The organism is Pseudomonas sp. FP1154, assembly GCF_030687245.1.
Classification (GTDB): Bacteria; Pseudomonadota; Gammaproteobacteria; order Pseudomonadales; family Pseudomonadaceae; genus Aquipseudomonas; species Aquipseudomonas rhizophila.
Genome location: NZ_CP117465.1, coordinates 5,095,367 through 5,114,840, shown reverse-complemented (window position 1 = coordinate 5,114,840; position 19,474 = coordinate 5,095,367). Strand labels below are relative to the sequence as shown.

The 19,474-nt window shown below is 59.4% G+C and carries 16 protein-coding genes, 3 tRNA genes and 1 pseudogene; 17 read left to right on the top strand and 3 right to left on the bottom strand.

Annotation, left to right across the window (positions count from 1 at the left end):
* Positions 1-3 precede the first annotated feature (3 nt).
* The 12 genes from secG to PSH91_RS22830 all read left to right on the top strand — a co-directional run bounded on the left by secG (position 4) and on the right by PSH91_RS22830 (position 10,241).
* Positions 4-387 (top strand): preprotein translocase subunit SecG, encoded by a 384-nt coding sequence (gene secG / locus PSH91_RS22885; RefSeq protein WP_047229055.1) that lies wholly within the window; start codon positions 4-6, stop codon positions 385-387.
* A gap of 21 nt (positions 388-408) precedes the next feature.
* Positions 409-494 (top strand) — tRNA-Leu (locus tag PSH91_RS22880).
* 97 nt (positions 495-591) lie between these two features.
* A tRNA-Met gene (locus PSH91_RS22875) sits at positions 592-668 on the top strand.
* Between the two features lie 140 nt (positions 669-808).
* Positions 809-1,267, top strand: a complete 459-nt coding sequence (gene rimP / locus PSH91_RS22870; protein WP_025211790.1) for a ribosome maturation factor RimP — start codon at positions 809-811, stop codon at positions 1,265-1,267.
* Between the two features lie 59 nt (positions 1,268-1,326).
* On the top strand, positions 1,327-2,808 hold the full coding sequence (gene nusA, locus PSH91_RS22865) for a transcription termination factor NusA (protein WP_047229054.1): 1,482 nt from the start codon (positions 1,327-1,329) through the stop codon (positions 2,806-2,808).
* Positions 2,809-2,835: 27 nt separating this feature from the next.
* Entirely contained in the window at positions 2,836-5,358 is a 2,523-nt protein-coding gene (gene infB, locus PSH91_RS22860; RefSeq protein ID WP_139049107.1) for a translation initiation factor IF-2, read from the top strand.
* A gap of 159 nt (positions 5,359-5,517) precedes the next feature.
* Positions 5,518-5,919, top strand: coding sequence for a 30S ribosome-binding factor RbfA (gene rbfA / locus PSH91_RS22855; protein WP_003177871.1), 402 nt, complete (start codon positions 5,518-5,520; stop codon positions 5,917-5,919).
* A gap of 3 nt (positions 5,920-5,922) precedes the next feature.
* Positions 5,923-6,840 carry a tRNA pseudouridine(55) synthase TruB gene (gene truB, locus PSH91_RS22850; RefSeq protein WP_305466823.1) on the top strand — a complete coding sequence of 306 codons (918 nt, stop codon included), beginning with the start codon at positions 5,923-5,925 and terminating at the stop codon, positions 6,838-6,840.
* A gap of 142 nt (positions 6,841-6,982) precedes the next feature.
* Positions 6,983-7,252, top strand: a complete 270-nt coding sequence (gene rpsO / locus PSH91_RS22845) for a 30S ribosomal protein S15 (RefSeq protein ID WP_024684882.1) — start codon at positions 6,983-6,985, stop codon at positions 7,250-7,252.
* A gap of 175 nt (positions 7,253-7,427) precedes the next feature.
* A complete protein-coding gene (pnp, locus tag PSH91_RS22840) occupies positions 7,428-9,533 on the top strand; it encodes a polyribonucleotide nucleotidyltransferase (RefSeq protein ID WP_047229052.1) in 2,106 nt (701 codons plus the stop codon).
* Positions 9,534-9,658: 125 nt separating this feature from the next.
* Positions 9,659-9,734 (top strand) — tRNA-Thr (locus PSH91_RS22835).
* Between the two features lie 201 nt (positions 9,735-9,935).
* Positions 9,936-10,241 carry a DUF6388 family protein gene (locus PSH91_RS22830; protein WP_047229051.1) on the top strand — a complete coding sequence of 102 codons (306 nt, stop codon included), beginning with the start codon at positions 9,936-9,938 and terminating at the stop codon, positions 10,239-10,241.
* 38 nt (positions 10,242-10,279) lie between these two features.
* Here the strand turns inward: PSH91_RS22830 and nadC are convergent, their stop codons facing one another.
* Positions 10,280-11,128 (bottom strand): carboxylating nicotinate-nucleotide diphosphorylase, encoded by an 849-nt coding sequence (gene nadC, locus PSH91_RS22825; protein ID WP_047229050.1) that lies wholly within the window; start codon positions 11,126-11,128, stop codon positions 10,280-10,282.
* Positions 11,129-11,416: 288 nt separating this feature from the next.
* On the opposite strand from nadC, the gene PSH91_RS22820 reads away from it, so the two are divergent.
* From PSH91_RS22820 to PSH91_RS26845, 5 genes and pseudogenes are all read left to right on the top strand, one after another.
* Complete coding sequence (locus PSH91_RS22820) at positions 11,417-13,627, top strand: DUF1631 domain-containing protein (RefSeq protein ID WP_076383531.1); 2,211 nt, start codon at positions 11,417-11,419, stop codon at positions 13,625-13,627.
* A 64-nt stretch (positions 13,628-13,691) separates the two neighbouring features.
* Positions 13,692-14,252: a 1,6-anhydro-N-acetylmuramyl-L-alanine amidase AmpD gene (gene ampD / locus PSH91_RS22815; RefSeq protein ID WP_047229048.1), complete on the top strand. Its 561-nt coding sequence runs from the start codon at positions 13,692-13,694 to the stop codon at positions 14,250-14,252.
* Positions 14,249-15,085: a regulatory signaling modulator protein AmpE gene (gene ampE, locus PSH91_RS22810; RefSeq protein WP_076383532.1), complete on the top strand. Its 837-nt coding sequence runs from the start codon at positions 14,249-14,251 to the stop codon at positions 15,083-15,085. Before ampD ends, ampE begins: the two co-directional genes overlap by 4 nt.
* 305 nt (positions 15,086-15,390) lie before the next feature.
* Positions 15,391-16,482: pseudogene (locus PSH91_RS26850) on the top strand (methyl-accepting chemotaxis protein); the annotation flags it as partial.
* A complete protein-coding gene (locus PSH91_RS26845) occupies positions 16,459-17,388 on the top strand; it encodes a methyl-accepting chemotaxis protein (RefSeq protein WP_370695208.1) in 930 nt (309 codons plus the stop codon). The pseudogene PSH91_RS26850 and the gene PSH91_RS26845, both read left to right, overlap by 24 nt.
* A gap of 58 nt (positions 17,389-17,446) precedes the next feature.
* Here PSH91_RS26845 and PSH91_RS22800 read toward each other — a convergent pair whose 3' ends face one another.
* Together PSH91_RS22800 and cra are read right to left on the bottom strand one after the other, a co-directional pair.
* The gene (locus PSH91_RS22800; protein ID WP_160893423.1) at positions 17,447-18,223 is read right to left on the bottom strand and encodes a TatD family hydrolase; all 777 of its coding nucleotides are present in this window, start codon (positions 18,221-18,223) and stop codon (positions 17,447-17,449) included.
* Between the two features lie 20 nt (positions 18,224-18,243).
* The gene (cra, locus tag PSH91_RS22795) at positions 18,244-19,239 is read right to left on the bottom strand and encodes a catabolite repressor/activator (protein WP_047229044.1); all 996 of its coding nucleotides are present in this window, start codon (positions 19,237-19,239) and stop codon (positions 18,244-18,246) included.
* Positions 19,240-19,474 lie beyond the last annotated feature (235 nt).

Here is a 19,474-nt window from a genome sequence, read left to right as displayed (position 1 = left end):
AAAATGCTGGAAACAGTCGTAGTCGTTTTTCATCTGCTGGGTGCATTGGGTGTAGTTGCCCTGGTATTGCTGCAGCAGGGTAAAGGTGCGGATGCTGGTGCGTCTTTCGGTGCAGGTGCTTCAAATACTGTGTTCGGAAGCCAAGGTTCCTCTACCTTTCTTAGTAAGTTTACTGCTATACTTGCCGCCGGTTTCTTCATAACCAGCTTGGGGTTAGGTTACTTTGCTAAAGAGAAGGCTCAAGAGCTGACTCAAGTAGGTTTGCCAAACCCAGCAGTGTTGGAAGTACCAAAGCAACAACCGGCTTCTGATGATGTACCGGTGCTTCAAGAGCAACAGTCGGCCAATCCGGCGACTGATGTGCCTCCAGCTCAAGAGCAGAAGTAAGAAGGTTTCAAACGCTGTATTGCCGAGGTGGTGGAATTGGTAGACACGCAACCTTGAGGTGGTTGTGCCCATAGGGTGTAGGGGTTCGAGTCCCCTTCTCGGTACCAATTATCAGGAGAGCCCGCGATTGCGGGCTTTCTTGTAGGTGGAAGGGTTACATTGACCCTGTAAGGGATCGGTCGTATACTTCCGCCCCAGCTTTGTCGCGGGATGGAGCAGTCTGGTAGCTCGTCGGGCTCATAACCCGAAGGTCGTCGGTTCAAATCCGGCTCCCGCAACCAGTTTCAGGGGCCCCTTCCAAGGGGCTTTTTGTTAGCTGGACACTTTATAACGCCGCTGTTCAACGGCGTTTCAGGGATGGGCTATTCGCCCATTTTTTTTTATTTGCACAGCATGCACAAACATGCACGAGGGGGTTCAGGTGTCGAGCAAGCTAGAACAGTTGCAGGCCTTGTTGGCCCCGGTGGTCGTGGCCCTTGGCTATGAATGCTGGGGTATTGAGTTTTCGGCTCAAGGTCGCCACTCACTGTTGCGCGTTTATATCGATAAGGAAGGCGGCGTATTGGTGGATGACTGCGCCATCGTCAGCCGTCAGATCAGCGGTGTATTGGATGTCGAAGATCCAATCACTTCCGAATACACCCTTGAAGTTTCCTCGCCTGGCATGGAACGCCCTCTGTTCACCCTTGAACAGTTCGCTTCGTTTGCCGGTGAACAAGTGAAGATCAAGCTGCGCTCGCCCTTCGAAGGTCGACGCAACTTTCAAGGCCTTCTGCGCGGTGTAGAAGAGCAGGATGTCGTGGTGCAGGTAGAAGACCATGAGTTCCTGTTGCCGATCGATATGATCGACAAGGCCAACATTATTCCCAGTTTTGACTGATACGTGCCAGATACTGCGGATCCCGCGGATCCAATGGCTTGCGAAAGGCGAGGCGTACGATGAGCAAAGAAGTACTGCTGGTTGTTGAGTCGGTATCCAATGAAAAGGGCGTACCGGCTAACGTTATTTTTGAAGCGCTGGAGCTGGCTCTGGCCACTGCTACCAAGAAGCGGTTTGAAGACGAAGTTGATTTGCGTGTGGAAATCAATCGCCACACCGGTGCCTATGAGACTTTCCGTCGCTGGACGGTCGTCGAAGAAGCCGACCTGGACGATCCGGCTATCGAAACCTGGCCAAGCAAGGTTGCAGAAACGCATCCTGGCGCCAAGGTAGGTGATGTAGTCGAAGAAAAGATCGAATCCATCGAGTTCGGTCGTATTGCTGCGCAGACCGCCAAGCAGGTCATTGTGCAGAAAGTTCGCGAAGCCGAGCGTGCGCAAGTCGTCGATGCTTATCGCGAGCGCCTGGGTGAAATCATCTCCGGCACCGTGAAGAAAGTCACCCGCGACAACGTGATTGTCGACCTGGGCAACAACGCTGAAGCGTTGCTGGCTCGTGAAGACATCATTTCTCGCGAAACTTTCCGGGTTGGCGTGCGACTGCGTGCGCTGCTCAAGGAAATCCGCACCGAGAACCGGGGCCCGCAGCTGATCCTGTCGCGTACCGCGCCGGAAATGCTGATCGAGTTGTTCCGCATCGAAGTGCCGGAAATTGCTGAAGGCCTGATCGAAGTAATGGCCGCCTCCCGTGATCCGGGTTCGCGTGCCAAGATCGCGGTCCGCTCCAAGGACAAGCGCATCGACCCGCAAGGTGCCTGCATTGGCATGCGTGGTTCGCGTGTCCAGGCCGTATCCGGCGAGTTGGGCGGCGAGCGTGTGGATATCGTCCTGTGGGACGACAACCCGGCTCAGTTCGTGATCAACGCCATGTCGCCTGCTGAAGTGGCGGCAATTATCGTCGACGAAGATGCCCATGCAATGGACATCGCCGTTGGCGCAGACAATCTCGCTCAGGCCATCGGTCGCGGTGGTCAGAACGTGCGTCTGGCTAGCCAATTGACTGGCTGGACACTGAACGTGATGACCGAATCGGACATCCAGGCTAAGCAGCAAGCTGAAACCGGCGATATCCTGCGCAACTTCATCGAAGAGCTTGAAGTCGATGAAGAACTGGCGCAGGTGCTGGTGGATGAAGGCTTTACCAGCCTGGAAGAGATTGCCTACGTACCGGTGGAGGAAATGCTCAACATCGACGGCTTTGACGAGGACATCGTCAACGAGCTTCGCGCTCGGGCCAAGGATCGTTTGTTGACCAAAGCCATCGCTACTGAGGAAAAGCTGGCAGACGCCCATCCGGCCGAAGACCTGCTCTCGCTTGAGGGCATGGACAAGGATTTGGCGATGGAACTGGCGGTGCGCGGCGTAATTACCCGCGAAGACCTGGCCGAGCAGTCTATTGACGATCTGCTCGACATCGACGGCATTGACGATGATCGTGCCGGCAAGTTGATCATGGCCGCCCGAGCCCACTGGTTCGAGTAATTAGGCGCGGCCTGAGGAGAGAAGTGCATGACGCAAGTCACGGTGAAACAACTGGCCGATGAGGTCAAAACACCGGTAGAGCGCCTGTTGCAGCAGATGCGTGAGGCAGGTCTGCCGCACACCGCCGCCGAGGAACATGTGACCGACAGTGAGAAGCAGTCCCTGCTGACTCACTTGAAGAGCAGTCACAAGGCGAAAGTGGAAGAACCGCGCAAGATCACTCTGCAGCGTAAAACCACCAGCACCCTGCGTGTTGCCGGTAGCAAAAGCATCAGCGTTGAAGTACGCAAGAAGAAAGTCTTCGTACAGCGCAGCCCGGAAGAAATCGAAGCCGAGCGCAAACGCGAACTGGAAGAACGTCGCGCAGTAGAAAATGCTGCACGTCAGAAGGCTGAAGAAGAAGCCAAGCGTCGCGCCGAAGAAGAAGCGCGTCGCCAGCCTGCTGCTGCGCAATCCGCTCCGGCCGAAGCCGTTGCGGCTCCAGTCCCGGCAGCCGAGCCAGTGCGTGAAAGCGCGCCGGTCCCGACACCCGCTCCAGCACCTGCGGCCGATACCCGCAAGCGCGATGAACAGCGTCGTCCGGACAAACCACGTGCCGACGACAACCGTCGGGGCAGTGGCGATGGCGAGCGCAAAAACGCTCCTCATCGTGCTTCGGTCAAGGAAAAGGCGCCAGCGCCACGCGTTGCGCCACGTACCACCGACGAAGAAAGCGATGGCTTCCGTCGTGGCGGTCGCGGCAAGGCCAAGCTGAAGAAACGCAACGCCCACGGTTTCCAGAGCCCTACCGGCCCTGTCGTGCGTGAAGTGAAAATCGGCGAGACCATCACTGTGGGCGATCTGGCCCAGCAGATGTCGGTCAAGGCTGCTGAAATCATCAAGTTCATGTTCAAGCTGGGTACGCCGGCCACCATCAACCAGGTACTGGATCAGGAAACTGCCCAACTGGTTGCTGAAGAGCTGGGCCACAAAGTGACCCTGGTCAGCGACACTGCCCTGGAAGATTCCCTGGCCGAGTCCCTGAAGTTTGAAGGCGAGGCGGTTTCCCGTGCTCCGGTCGTGACCGTAATGGGCCACGTTGACCACGGTAAAACCTCCCTGCTCGACTATATCCGTCGTGCGAAGGTTGCGGCAGGCGAGGCGGGTGGTATCACCCAGCACATCGGCGCCTACCACGTTGAAACCGACCGCGGCATGGTGACGTTCCTCGACACCCCGGGTCACGCTGCGTTTACCGCAATGCGTGCCCGTGGTGCCAAAGCGACCGACATCGTGATCCTGGTGGTAGCAGCGGACGACGGCGTGATGCCACAAACCATCGAAGCCGTTCAGCATGCCAAGGCAGCTGGCGTCCCTCTGGTGGTTGCGGTGAACAAGATCGACAAGCCGGGCGCCGATCTCGATCGCATCCGTAGCGAACTGTCGGTTCACGGCGTGACTTCCGAAGAGTGGGGTGGCGACACTCCATTCGTACCGGTCTCTGCGAAGATGGGTACCGGCGTTGACGAACTGCTCGAAGCCGTTCTGTTGCAAGCCGAGGTTCTGGAACTGACTGCTACACCTTCGGCTCCTGGCCGTGGCGTGGTCGTCGAATCGCGTCTCGACAAGGGCCGTGGCCCGGTTGCGACCGTTCTGGTTCAAGACGGTACCCTGCGCCAGGGCGACATGGTGCTGGTCGGTTCGAACTATGGCCGCGTGCGCGCCATGCTCGACGAGAACGGCAAGCCCATCAAGGAAGCAGGTCCTGCTATCCCGGTCGAGATCCTCGGCCTGGACGGCACTCCGGACGCTGGCGACGAGATGAGCGTTGTGGCTGACGAGAAGAAAGCCCGTGAAGTGGCTCTGTTCCGTCAAGGCAAGTTCCGCGAAGTCAAACTGGCTCGTGCTCACGCCGGCAAGCTGGAAAACATCTTCGAGAACATGGGTCAGGAAGAGAAGAAGACGCTCAACATCGTCCTCAAATCCGACGTCCGTGGATCGCTGGAAGCGTTGAACGGCGCCTTGAATGGCCTGGGTAACGACGAAGTGCAAGTGCGCGTGGTCGGTGGCGGTGTCGGTGGTATCACCGAATCCGACGCCAACCTGGCACTGGCCTCCAACGCTGTACTGTTTGGCTTCAACGTGCGTGCCGATGCCGGCGCTCGCAAGATCGTCGAGCAGGAAGGTCTGGATATGCGTTACTACAACGTGATCTACGACATCATCGAAGACGTCAAGAAAGCCCTGACCGGTATGTTGGGCAGCGATGTTCGCGAGAACATCCTGGGTACCGCTGAAGTGCGTGACGTGTTCCGTTCGCCGAAGTTTGGCGCGATCGCCGGTTGCATGGTGATCGAAGGTGTCGTTCACCGTAACCGTCCAATCCGTGTACTGCGTGAAGACATCGTTATCTTCGAAGGCGAGCTGGAATCCCTGCGCCGCTTCAAGGATGACGCTTCGGAAGTCCGCGCTGGCATGGAATGCGGTATTGGCGTCAAGAGCTACAACGACGTCAAGGTCGGCGACAAGATCGAAGTCTTCGAGAAGGTCCAGGTTGCTCGCAGCCTCTGACTCGCGTACTTCAAGAGCCGCACCGGGCAGTCGCATGAACATGCGCTGCCTCTCAGGCGGACTCTAAACGCAACGCCCGGTCTGGCTTTTGTCAGGCCGGGCGTTTGCCGCTTTCAGACCTCACGGGTTTGACCGTGGGGCAGTAACAGGTAACAAGACATGGCAAAAGAATATAGCCGTACCCAACGAATCGGCGATCAGATGCAGCGCGAGCTGGCCCAACTGATCCGTCGCGAAGTCAAAGACCCGCGCGTCGGCCTGGTCACCATTACCGCAGTGGAAGTCAGCCGTGACGTCGGTCATGCAAAGATTTTCATCACCGTGATGGGGCAGGACAGCGCCGAAGAAATCGCCCAAAGCATCAAGGTGCTCAACTCGGCTGCCGGTTTCCTGCGGATGCAGTTGGCCCGGGAGATGAAGCTGCGCAGCGTTCCACAGTTGCACTTCCACTACGACGAAAGCGTCGTGCGGGGCGCGCATCTGTCGGCCCTGATCGAGCGCGCCGTGGCTGAAGACAGTCAGCACCCGGTTGCGGCTGAACCCGAAGACACCAAGGAGTAATCGGTGGCTCAGGTCAAACGTATCCGCCGTAACGTCAGCGGCATCATCCTGCTCGACAAACCGCTGGGGTTCACCTCCAATGCGGCGTTGCAGAAGGTTCGCTGGCTGCTCAATGCCGAGAAAGCCGGGCACACCGGCAGCCTTGATCCGCTGGCTACCGGCGTGTTGCCACTGTGTTTTGGCGAGGCGACCAAGTTCTCTCAGTATTTGCTCGATTCGGACAAGGGTTACGAAACCCTGGCGCAACTGGGCAAGACCACCACCACGGCGGACGCCGAAGGTGAGGTGTTGCTGGAGCGGCCGGTGACCGTTGGTCAGGCTGATGTCGAGGCTGTTTTGCCGGATTTTCGCGGACAAATCAGCCAGATACCGCCGATGTACTCTGCTCTCAAGCGTGATGGCCAGCCGTTATACAAGCTGGCCCGTGCAGGCGAAGTAGTGGAGCGTGAACCGCGTTCTGTTACTATTGCGCGCTTGGAATTGCTGGCCTTTGACGGTAATACTGCGCGGCTGGCAGTCGATTGCAGCAAGGGCACCTATATCCGCACCCTGGTGGAGGATATTGGTGAAAAGCTCGGCTGTGGTGCGTACGTGGCCGAACTGCGACGGACCCAGGCCGGACCTTTCACGCTGGCCCAGACGGTCACGCTGGAAGAGCTCGAAGCGGTACATGCCGAAGGCGGCAACGAAGCGGTCGACCGTTTCCTGATGCCATCGGACAGCGGCCTGCTGGACTGGCCACTGTTGCAGTTCTCCGAGCACAGCGCGTTCTACTGGCTCAACGGCCAACCGGTACGTGCTCCGGATGCACCGAAGTTCGGCATGGTACGGGTACAGGATCACAATGGCCGCTTCATCGGTATCGGTGAAGTGAGCGAAGACGGGCGCATTGCGCCGCGTCGACTGATTCGGTCGGAATGACCGGAACCAGCCTGTGTAACAGCAGGTTGGCGAGTGTGGCTGTTAACAGGCACGGTCACTACTCATTTATAGATACAGGGATTTGTCCCTGGCCTGTTGGTACGGTTTCCTTGGGAACGGTACCTTACAAGAGGAAAGCCACATGGCACTCAGCGTTGAAGAAAAAGCTCAGATCGTGACCGACTACCAGCAAGCTGTTGGTGATACTGGTTCGCCAGAAGTGCAAGTTGCACTGCTGACCGCCAACATCAACAAACTGCAGGGTCACTTCAAGGCCAACGGTAAAGATCACCACTCCCGTCGTGGTCTGATCCGCATGGTAAACCAGCGTCGTAAGCTGCTGGATTACCTCAAGGGTAAGGACGTAAGTCGTTACAGCACCTTGATCGGTCGCCTGGGTCTGCGTCGCTAATCAGCGATTGCGCTATGAGGTTGGTTGTCTGCCTGTTGCCTGCGTTTTGCGCCGGCAGCCGGCAGGCTCCCAGCCTCAAGTTTTATCTGGACAGTCGTTGGGCCGATTCCCCGCACTGCCCAAGAATTTCGCAAGAAGACAAGTTCCCCAAGAGCCACAAAGAAGGTAGGACACCGTGAACCCGGTAATCAAAAAATTCCAGTTCGGTCAGTCGACCGTTACCCTCGAGACTGGCCGTATCGCCCGTCAGGCCTCCGGCGCAGTGCTGGTCACCGTTGACGACGACGTCAGCGTATTGGTGACCGTTGTCGGTGCCAAGCAAGCCGATCCAGGCAAGGGCTTCTTCCCTCTGTCTGTCCACTACCAGGAAAAGACTTACGCTGCCGGTAAGATCCCTGGCGGTTTCTTCAAGCGCGAAGGCCGTCCTTCCGAGAAGGAAACCCTGACTTCCCGACTGATCGACCGTCCGATCCGTCCGCTGTTCCCAGAAGGCTTCATGAACGAAGTGCAGGTTGTCTGCACCGTCGTTTCCACCAGCAAGAAGACTGATCCGGACATCGCTGCGATGATCGGTACTTCGGCCGCGCTGGCGATCTCCGGCATTCCTTTCGATGGTCCGATCGGCGCTGCCCGCGTTGCGTTCCACGAAAGCACCGGCTACCTGCTGAACCCGACCTACGAGCAACTGAAAGCTTCGAGCCTGGACATGGTCGTGGCCGGTACTTCCGAAGCCGTGCTGATGGTTGAATCCGAAGCCAAAGAGCTGACCGAAGACCAGATGCTGGGCGCTGTACTGTTCGCCCACGACGAGTTCCAGGTGGTGATCAACGCCGTCAAGGAACTGGCCGCCGAAGCCGCCAAGCCAACCTGGACCTGGGCTCCACAAGCCGAAGCCACCGAACTGCTGGGCGCGATCCGTGCCGAGTTCGGCGAAGCGATCTCCCAGGCTTACACCATCACCGTCAAGGCCGATCGTTATGCGCGCCTGGGCGAGCTGAAAGACCAGGTGGTTGCCAAGCTGTCCGGTGAAGAAGGCCAGCCGACTGCCGCTGAAGTCAAAGCCGCTTTCGGTGAAATCGAATACCGCACCGTTCGCGAAAACATCGTCAACGGCAAGCCACGTATCGACGGTCGCGACACTCGCACCGTGCGTCCGCTGAACATTGAAGTCGGCGTTCTGCCAAAGACCCACGGTTCGGCGCTGTTCACCCGTGGCGAAACCCAGGCCCTGGTCGTTGCAACACTGGGCACCGCCCGTGACGCGCAACTGCTGGACACCCTGGAAGGCGAGAAAAAAGACCCGTTCATGCTGCACTACAACTTCCCTCCGTTCTCGGTGGGCGAGTGTGGTCGCATGGGTGGCGCCGGTCGTCGCGAAATCGGTCACGGCCGTCTGGCCCGTCGTTCGGTCCAGGCCATGCTGCCAGCCGCTGACGTGTTCCCGTACACCATTCGCGTGGTATCGGAAATCACCGAGTCCAACGGTTCGAGCTCCATGGCTTCGGTCTGCGGCGCTTCCCTGGCCCTGATGGACGCCGGTGTGCCGATGAAGGCTCCGGTTGCCGGTATCGCCATGGGTCTGGTGAAAGAAGGCGAGAAGTTCGCCGTCCTGACCGACATCCTGGGTGACGAAGACCACCTGGGCGACATGGACTTCAAAGTGGCCGGTACCGCCAAAGGCGTGACCGCACTGCAGATGGACATCAAGATCAAGGGCATCACCGAAGAGATCATGGAAATCGCCCTGGGCCAAGCCCTGGAAGCGCGCCTGAACATCCTCGGCCAGATGAACCAGATCATTGGTCAGTCGCGTACCGAGTTGTCGGAAAACGCTCCGACCATGATCGCGATGAAAATCGACACCGACAAAATCCGTGATGTCATCGGTAAAGGCGGCGCGACCATCCGTGCGATCTGTGAAGAAACCAAGGCTTCGATCGACATCGAAGACGACGGCTCGATCAAGATCTTCGGCGAAACCAAGGAAGCGGCAGAAGCAGCACGTCAGCGCGTCCTGGGCATCACCGCAGAAGCCGAGATCGGCAAGATCTACGTGGGCAAGGTTGAGCGTATCGTCGACTTCGGCGCGTTCGTCAACATCCTGCCGGGCAAGGACGGTCTGGTTCACATCTCCATGCTGAGCGATGCTCGCGTCGAGAAAGTGACCGACATCCTCAAAGAAGGTCAGGAAGTGGAAGTGCTGGTACTGGACGTGGACAACCGCGGTCGTATCAAGCTGTCCATCAAGGACGTAGCGGCAGCCAAGGCGTCGGGCGTTTAATCACCCCCTCGCTTAGCCGCTGAACAAGCAAACGCCCCGACTGGTTCGGGGCGTTTTGCTGTGTGCGGGAAATCACCGTGTCGCAGGTTGCCTGGCCATAAGCTCAGTGCTAGGTTTAGCCCACCGCCCGTGTAGCTCAGCCGGTAGAGCAGCGCACTCGTAACGCGAAGGTCGCAGGTTCGATTCCTGTCTCGGGCACCAGGTTCTTCTCACTTGCGGTTGTTGCACAGGCTTGTGTCTCTGTTAGGATTCCCTTGTCCCAAAAAGCACACACATTTGTTTTCAGATGATCCCCGAATGGTTCTGAAGGCCAGATAAACCGGGCTTCACACGGTTTTTTGCGTCAGAGAGATCCTTGATGATCCAGATCCATCTTCCATTCCCCAGATCAACGAGAACGCCATGACTGCTAAAGCATTGACCCAGGAAGCCAGACACGAAGAAGCACTGAAGAAGTACGTGCTGGATGCGCCCCAGTTGCTCGAAGAGATCAAGGACCTGAGCGCCGACGATCAAAAAGACCAGATCCAGTGGGCGTTCGAGGATGAGGCCGAAGCCCAGGGATTACAGCCTTGGGAGTTGACGCTCAAGTACACCAGCACACCTGAAGAGTTCGAGGAACAGCGCCTTGCCTTGCACAAGGAAGCGGCCGAGGTACTGGGTGTGGAATGGGATGAATACTGCGAGATGAATAATCTGGTGGTCTGATAAAAACGCCAGCCTTTTGAGGCTGGCGTTTTTTGTTGTCAGAGACTGAGCCGCATCGACAGGTCCACCGCTTTCACATCCTTGGTCATTGCCCCGATCGAGATGTAGTCCACCCCGGTCTCGGCAATCGGGCGCAACGTGCTTTCGTTGATCCCGCCGCTGGCCTCCAGCTTCGCCTTGCCGCCGTTCAGGCGTACGGCTTCGCGCATGTCATCCAGGCTCAGTTCGTCGAGCATGATGATGTCGGCATTGGCCGCCAGCGCTTCTTTCAATTCAGTCAGGCTTTCCACTTCGATTTCCACCGGTTTGCCCGGTGCGATCTTGTGGGCGGCGGCAATGGCCTGGGCGATGCCGCCGCAGGCTGCGATGTGGTTTTCCTTGATCAGGAAGGCATCGTAGAGGCCGATGCGGTGGTTATGGCAACCGCCACAGGTGACGGCGTACTTCTGGGCCAAGCGCAGCCCTGGGAGGGTTTTGCGAGTGTCCAGCAGCTTGACCTGGGTGTCGGCCACAAAGTCGGCCAAGTAGCGGGCTCGGGTGGCCACGCCAGAAAGCATCTGCAGAAAGTTCAGCGCGCTGCGTTCGCCGGTCAGCAGCGAGCGGGCCGGGCCTTCGAGGTGGAACAGCGCCTGGTCGGGGCTTGCCCGGTCGCCATCGCGTACTTGCCAATGCACGGCGACGCGCGGATCCAGTTGCCGGAACACGGCATCGACCCAGGCCGTGCCGCTGATGACTGCGGCTTCCCGGGTAATGATGGTGGCTTTGGCCAGGCGTTCGGCGGGGATCAGTTGCGCGGTGATGTCGCCGCTGCCGATGTCTTCGAGCAACGCGCGGCGCACGTTGGCCTCGATTTCGGCGGTCAGATCGGCGAGACGTAGATTCGGCATAACGGGCTCCACAAACAAAGTGGCCCGATTATAGGGCCAGTGGCTTGTCTCACAAACAATGTTCCTTATGGGGGACGGCGCCGGACGTCTGCGCCAGGCATCGAAACCTGCATTTGGTCGCATCCTCGCAACATTTCCCCGATTGTCCGGTCACTTATTGCGGAGTATTTCGACCTGGGTCACAGAGTCTGCTGGCATGACCGGGTTCTTTTACCAGATAATCCGCCTTTCGATTGACGTCATGGCTTTGACGTTTCGAGCGCAAGAGCACCCTTTCAGGAGACCAGGATGCACAACGACGGGAATGTAGTGCCCTTGCACAAGGTTTCTACCGATCAGGCGAACCGCTCGCCGCTCGCCCGCCTGCCTGTGATTCTGCTTCAGGTGCGCGACAAGGCCGCCCAGCAGTTGCGCCTTGGTTTGCAGGGGCTGTTCGACAATGCCGACGACACGCTGTTTGAAATGGCCGATCGGGCGCGCAACGATGTCGATCAGAACCTGTTCTTCGAAGCCATGCGGGACTTGCGCCTCAAGCGCAAAAGCATTGAGCGCGAATTTATCGAGCAGTTTTTCGAAGCGTTCGTCAGCCTCGCCCAATACGACCCGACCCAAGCCACCTTGGCGCCGGCGCAGGCCTCCGGCCCTCAGGTTCAGCGCACGCATGATGACCTGGAGCGTCATCTGGCGGTGGAGGCCATGGTCACCCGTGTGCTCAGTCGCGATAGCGTGGCTCTTGAGCAACTGACTGCGCGGCTCAGCGTCTTGCTCACCAGGCCGCTGGCAAACCAGCAGAACCCTTTGAGCCCGGCGCTGCTGTGTGAAAACTTTCTACAGGCCGGTCGCAACCTGGGGGTGGAGATCAAGGTCAAGCTGATCCTGCTCAAATTGTTCGAGCGCTATGTGCTCAGCGAGTGCGATCAACTGTATACCGAGGCCAACCAGTTGCTGGCCGCTACGGGCATCCTGCCGGATCTCAAGATTTCACCCTCGCGACGAGCGTCGGATCGCGCCGATGAGGCCCCGCGTACCAAGACTGAAAGTGCCGGCCCCAAGGCCGCCGAAGTCGATGACAGCGTGCAGGAAGTATTTGCTGCGTTGCAGAAACTATTGATGCAGGTGCGTGGCAGCGTGGCCCCGACTCTGGAGGCCAGCGCACCGGCTCAACCGATCTCGACCCGTGATTTGCTGCGCCTGCTCTCCCATTTGCAGCAGTACGTGCCGGCGCCTGCCATCGAGGATGAGTTCGACCTGCGCAGCCAACTCGAACAGCTGCTGACCCGGGTCAGCGTCAGAAGCGGCAAGTCGCGGGTGGTCGACGACGCCGATGAAGACGTGATCAACCTGATCTCGATGATGTTTGAATTCATCCTCGACGACCATAACCTGCCGGACTCCTTCAAGGCGTTGATCGGCCGTCTGCAGATTCCGATGCTCAAGGTTGCGGTGCAGGACAAGAGCTTTTTCAGTCGGGGCAATCATCCGGCCCGACGGCTGCTCAATGAAATCGCCGCTGCTGCCACGGGCTGGGGCGATTGCGACGACCATCAGCGCGACAGCCTCTATCTGCGCATCGAACAGGTGGTGCAGCGGTTGTTGAATGACTTTGTCGATGACCCGGCGATCTTCTCTGAATTGCTGGCCGATTTCCTGGCCTTCACCAGCGATGAAAGACGTCGCAGCGAATTGCTCGAACAGCGTATTCGTGACGCCGAAGAAGGTCGGGCCAAGGCCGAACTGGCGCGCCTGCGCGTCGAAGGCGTGCTGAACCAGGTCATGCTGGGCAAAGTGTTGCCGCAGGCGGTGGTGGAGTTCGTGCAGCACGCCTGGAGCCAGGTGTTATTGCTGACCTGCTTCAAGCACGGCAAATATTCAGCCGAGTGGCAGGCCGACGTTTTGACGCTGGAAGAACTGATCTGGAGCGTCCAGCATCACGAAGAACCGGATGCCGGCCTGCGCTTGCTGACGATAGTGCCGCAGCTGCTCAAAGCCTTGCGTGAAGGCCTGAGCCGTTCGGCGTTCGACCCGTTTGCCACCAGCGAGTTTTTCAGTGAGCTGGAAACCCTCCACGTGCTGGCCCTTGAACGCATGGGACAGGCAACGGAACAAACCCAGTCGTTCAATTCGCCGGTCATGGTCCAGGTCTCGGAGAAAATTGTCCTGCGCACCGCTCAAAAGGCCCCGGAAGACAGTGCGGCGGTGCACTTGCCGGCCGATGATGTGGGCCTGCTTCAGGTCGATCAGTTGCGATTGGGAAGCTGGGTTGAGTTCCAGGAGGACGATGACAACAGCCTGCGTTGCAAACTGGCGGCGATCATCGAGGCCACCGGCAAATATGTCTTCGTCAACCGCACGGGCCTCAAAGTGCTGGAGCACAGCCGCACCAGCCTGGCCCTGGAATTTCGCCGAGGGACGGCGCGTCTGTTGGACGACACCTTACTGTTCGACCGGGCGCTGGAATCGGTGCTGGGCAATCTGCGTCAGCTCAATCGCGGCAAGTGATCGCACAGCCAGGGCCGATCGCGGCATACTGGCGGCATTCACTGACGTCATCGAAGGAACCTGTATGCAGTTGGACCCCGCCAGTGGTTGGTGCGATGGCGTGCGGCATTGCCCATCACCCAACTTCAATGCGCGCCCCGAAGGCGAAATTTCACTGCTGGTGATCCACAACATCAGCCTGCCGCCGGCACAGTTTTCCACGGGCAAGGTGCAGGAGTTTTTCCAGAATCGTCTGGATGTCACGCAACACCCCTATTTTGCCGGTATCGCCGATCTGCGTGTGTCTGCGCATTTTCTGATCGAGCGTGACGGCGCGATTACCCAGTTTGTCTCCTGTCTGGATCGTGCCTGGCACGCGGGCGTTTCGTGCTTTGAAGGGCGGGAGACGTGTAACGATTTTTCCCTGGGCATCGAGCTGGAAGGCACCGACGATCTGCCCTTCACTGACGCGCAATATGCCGCATTGGTCTGCCTGACCCGGCAGTTGCAGGCGGCGTTCAAGGCGATCACGCTGCAGCGCATCTGCGGGCACAGCGACATCGCCCCGGGTCGCAAGACCGATCCGGGACCGGCATTCGACTGGGCGCGCTACCGCGCTGCCTTGATAGAAGGGGAAGGGCAATGAGTTTTCTGGTGCTGCTGCTGGCGATCTGGATCGAGAAGTTCTCGGCGTTGCGCCATCGGGTCCAGCGTGACGGCGGTTGGCTGCGCGAACTGAACAAACTCGAGACGAACCCACGCTGGGTCAACCGGCCCTGGCTGGTGCTGGTTGTGCTGGTCCTGCTGCCCGTGGCGCTGCTGGCCTTGTTACTGTGGGTATTGGAGCCGGTGGCCTATGGTCTGCTGGCACTACCGGTGCATCTGCTGGTGGTGATTTACAGCCTCGGTCGAGGGGATCTGCTCGCTGACCTGGGGCCGTTTCGTGACGCCTGGCGACGGGAAGACCTGCAGGCGGCCGACCATGTGGCCAAGCGCGACCTGAATATCGAGGCCGATAGCGGCGAGCAGTTGCTGGAGCGGGTCCAGGGGCATCTGCTGTGGCAGGCCTATCAGAGTTTTTTCGCGGTGATTTTCTGGTATTTCCTGCTGGGGCCGGTCGCGGCGCTGAGCTATCGCCTGCTGGCGCTGGCCGCCGAGCACAGTCAGAACCCCGGCGTGGCCGAGCGGGCGACGCAGTTGCGCCATGCCTTCGATTGGGTGCCGGTGCGGCTGCTGACCGCGAGCTTCGCCCTGGTGGGCAACTTCGTGGCAGTCAGCCGGGTCATGCTGCATGAGTTGCTGAACTGGAACATCAGCGCGGCAGACCTGATCGGCAAGGTCGGGCTGGTGGCCGGCGAGATTCCCGACCCAGTCGCGGGCCCGGACGGCATCAACAGCCTGGATCGGCTGTGGGAGCTGTTGTTGCGTGCGGCGGTGCTCTGGTATGCCGGGTTTGCACTGTGGACAGTGCTGGCTTAGGCAAACGCACGCTCTGTGGCGAGGGGATTTATCCCCGCTGGGATGCGCAGCAGCCCCATTGATTGCGGGCTTTAAGATAGCTGGGGCCGCTTCGCGCCCCAGCGGGGATAAATCCCCTCGCCACAAGAACCGTGCCACGGCTCGTCGTTAACCTTAAGTTACAAATCTTCCCGCCGATTTAGGCTATACAGGAACAGCGCCCAAATAGTGGCTATCTGCTGTCTCTGTGCGCCTGCCCATAAAAACAAGAAATACAACCGGGAGACTTCCTTGTGAAGAGTTTGCTCTGGCCCGCCGTCGCGCTGATGAACCGCCTGAGCTTCGGCATGAAGTTCAGCCTGATCAGCGTGTTGTTCCTGCTGCCGATGCTGGTGACCAATTTCTTTTTGGTGCGCGATTCCTATCGCGAATTCCAGGGCACGCAAGTGGAGCTGCAAAGCCTCGATCTGCTGGGCAACAGCCTGACCCTGCGGCGCGACCTGGAAACCCTGAACAATCTGGTGCAGATCAATGCCAGCCTCGGTCAGTCCGGCAAGGCCGGGGACGTGGAGGCGAAGATCGGCGCCCTTGAAAAGCAGGTCCTGGCGCGGTTGCAGAGCTTGAAAGCCATGGCCGTCGATCCTGAACAGGTCAGCGCCTTCGATGCCAAGCGCGACGAAATGATTGCCGCTTTCAAGGCCCAGCAGGCCGAGCGCTCCCTGCAAAGCAAAAGCGCACTGATTGGCAAGCTGCTCAACAGCGCGCAGATGTTCAGTCAAATCATCGCCAGCCAGGCTGGCCTGAGCCGCGACAACCAGGGCGACATCCGCCAACTGAGCGAATTGATCATCAGCGTGACCCCCAACGTGACCCAAACCCTGGGTGAAGGCCGTGCGCTGGGCGCTGCGTCCCTGGGCCTGGGCTTTCTCAATTCGGCGTCGAGCACCCGGTTCGACGAGTTGCTGGGGCAAATCGAAAAGCTGCAGGGTGAATATGACCTCAAGCTTCAGGACGCCCTGGGTTCCAGCAAGGCGGCCGAGCAGGCGCTTGCCAGTCAGGCCGAAGGCAGCAAGGCAACCTTGAAGAAAGCCGGTGAACTGATCGAAGAACAGGTGGTGATGGCTGACACGCTGGATGCTCCATGGCTGCCGTTTTACGAGCAGGTCAGCAGTCTGATGGAGCAGACCTACCGACTGAACGATGTGACCCTGGGTTTTCTGGATGTTCAGTTGCAGCATCGCCTGGAGCAGAACCGCAGCCACATGGTGCTGCAAGCTGTTGCGCTGGTCGCCGTATTTCTGCTGATCTTTTACCTGTACGCCGGCTTCTACGCCTCGACCCGCACCACCCTCAAACATCTCGGCGAGATGATGGACAAGGTCGCCGCAGGCGACATGACGGTCAACTTCGTGGCGCGCAGCAAGGATGAGTTGGGGGAGTTGGGTGAAGTGTTCAATGGCACGGTGGCGAAGATCCATGACCTGATCGAACAGGTCGGCCGGACCGTTGCCGAGGTCGAGCGCCAGGCCGGGCAGGTGGAGGCGGTGTCGGCCCAGAGCAACCAGGCCGTGTCCGGGCAGCGCAGCCAGATCGAGCTGGTCGCCACGGCGATGAACCAGATGTCGGCCACCGCCCAGGAAGTGGCTCGTAGCGCCGCCGCGGCGGTCAGTAGCGCCCACAGCGTGAACGACGAAACCCTCAGCGGGCGCGGGCTGGTGGAGTCGCAACAGAGCAGCATCGTGCGCTTGGCCAGCGAGATCGATCAGTCGGTGCAGGTGATCAATCAATTGGCGACTGACAGCCAGGCCATCAGTCGTGTGCTGGACGTGATCAAGAGCATTGCCGAACAGACCAACCTGCTGGCGCTCAACGCCGCGATCGAAGCCGCACGAGCCGGAGAGCAGGGGCGCGGTTTCGCGGTGGTGGCTGACGAAGTGCGGACCCTGGCCAAGCGCACCCAGCAATCGACCGAAGAAATCGAAGAAATGATCACCCGCCTGCACGGCGGTGTGGGTGCTGCCGTCAAAGCCATGGGCACCAGCCATGAGATGGCCAGTGGCACGGTGGGGCAGTCGGAAAAGGTCCAGCAGGCGCTGGAAAATATCCTCGGTGCCGTCGGTATGATCGTCGACCAGAACCAGCAGATCGCTGCAGCGGTGGAGCAGCAGACGGCCGTGGCCCATGACATCGACCAGAACATCGTCGAGATCAATCGCGCCGGTGAACGCACCGCCGAAGGGGCGCACCAGACCGAGGACGCCAGCCGTGAGTTGTCCGCCCAGGTGGTGCAGCTCAAGCAGTTGATCAATGCGTTTCGGGTGTAGTTAAAGGATGGTGCTCACCACCGATCCAATGTGGGAGCAAGCCCGCTCCCACAGGGGGTCACCAATTGAACAATTGGCGGGCGTTGGCCGTGCTGGCCTCTGCCAGCTGCTCAGGGCTGATTGTCATGATCCCAGCCAGTGCTTCACAAATGGCCGGTAAATGCGCCGGGCTGTTGCGTTGGCCGGGGAACATCGCCGGGGCCATGTCCGGCGAATCGGTTTCCAGCACCACCGCGTCCAGCGGCAGTTTTGCCAGTACCCGATGCATGCGCAGGGCCTGAGGCCAAGTGGCGGCGCCACCAAGGCCGAGCTTGAAGCCGAGCTTGATGTACTCGCGAGCCTCCTCAAAACTGCCGGCGAAGGCGTGGATAATCCCCCCGCGCTTGAGGTCAATGCGCTTGAGGGTGGCGATCACGGCGGCGTGGCTGCGGCGCACATGGATCAGCGCCGGCAATTGGAATTCCGCCGCCAGTTGCAGTTGCGCCTCGAACAATGCCTGCTGGCGCTCCCGATCCAGGGTTTGGATGAAGTAGTCCAGACCGATTTCCCCCACCGCACACAACTGCCGATGCCCAGCCAGGCGGATCAGCCATTGGCGCAATTGCCCCAGATCATCGGGGCGATGCTGGTCGAGATACACTGGATGCAGGCCCAGCGCGGCGTGCAGGTCCGGGTCGCTTTGCACCAGATCCCACACCCGTTGCCAGTTATCCCGATACACCCCCAGCACCACCATCTGCCGCACGCCCAAGGCGCGGCTTTCGGCCAGCAGCGCCGGGCGATCCGCATCGAAGTCGGGGAAATCCAGATGGGTGTGGGTATCGATCAGTTCCATGCTTCAATCCTGAAGAATGCTCAGCCCTGATGAATGCGCTGCTTGAACGTGCGTGGGATGGCCTGCACACCGGGTTGGTAATCATCGTTTTCGATGGCGGCCAGGGCCAGCGCCAGGGCTTTGTCGGCGATCAGTTGGTGCTGCTGGGACATGGCGTTGACCGGCAGCGGCAGGAAGTCCAGCAGTTGCGTATCACCAAAGGTGCCCAACCGTAGTGGGCGCGACTTGAGCGGAAAGTCGTGCAGGGCGTCGAACACCCCTTGCAGCAGCACATAGGAGGTGGTGATCAACGCATCAGGCAGGTGCCCCAGTCGCGCGAGCAATTCGTCCATCAACTGGCGACCGCATTCACGGCTGAACGACTCGCCGTGCTCGATCAGCACCTGGCCTTCGAACCCGGCCAGGGCTTCGTTGAACCCGGCGGTGCGTTCCTGGCTGATGCTCAATTCGGGCCGGGCGCTGATCAGCGCGATCTGGCGGGGATTGGTTTCCAGCAGGCTACGGGTCAGTTGCAGGCTGGCCTGGCGGTCATCGCTGATCACCGAGCAGAAGTGCGCAGGCTCCATCACCCGGTCGATGGCGATGATCGGGATACCCTTGGCCTGCAACTGGCGATAACTGTCGTCCCCGGCAGGCAGGCAACTGGCGACAATCAGCGCATCGCAACGTCGGGCGCGGAACAGTTGCAACAGTTGCCGTTCGCTCTCGGGCGCATCGTCGGAGCTGGCGATCAGCAATTGATAACCCCGCGCTCGGGCACCCTGTTCCAGCAGTTTGGCGATGCGGGCGTAACTGGGGTTTTCCAGGTCCGGCAGGATGAAACCCAGCGTGCGCGTATGCCGGCTGCGCAACCCGGCAGCCTGGGGGTTGGGCGTGAAGCCATGCTCCTCGACCACGGCGCGTACGCGTTCGACGGTGGCGCTGCTGATGCGTTGCTGTTCGGCCTTGCCATTGATGACATAGCTGGCGGTGGTCACGGACACACCGGCCAACTGGGCGATATCACTGAGTTTCAACCCGGTTTTCCTTGTTTTTTCGAGTTTGCCCCGACAATGAGGGGCATCCTACCCGATTCAGGACGACGGTTACTGTCGCGACGGCGGCGACAAGTTGCACTTCAAGGATGAGAGATTATCGAGTAACGTGCCAATCTTTCTAGATTAAACGTTTCAGCAGGCGTATTTTCAAGGTTAGCAGGATTTTTTGGCCCGTCTGCCGCGATAGCGCCAAAAGCCGTCCTGTAACGCTAAG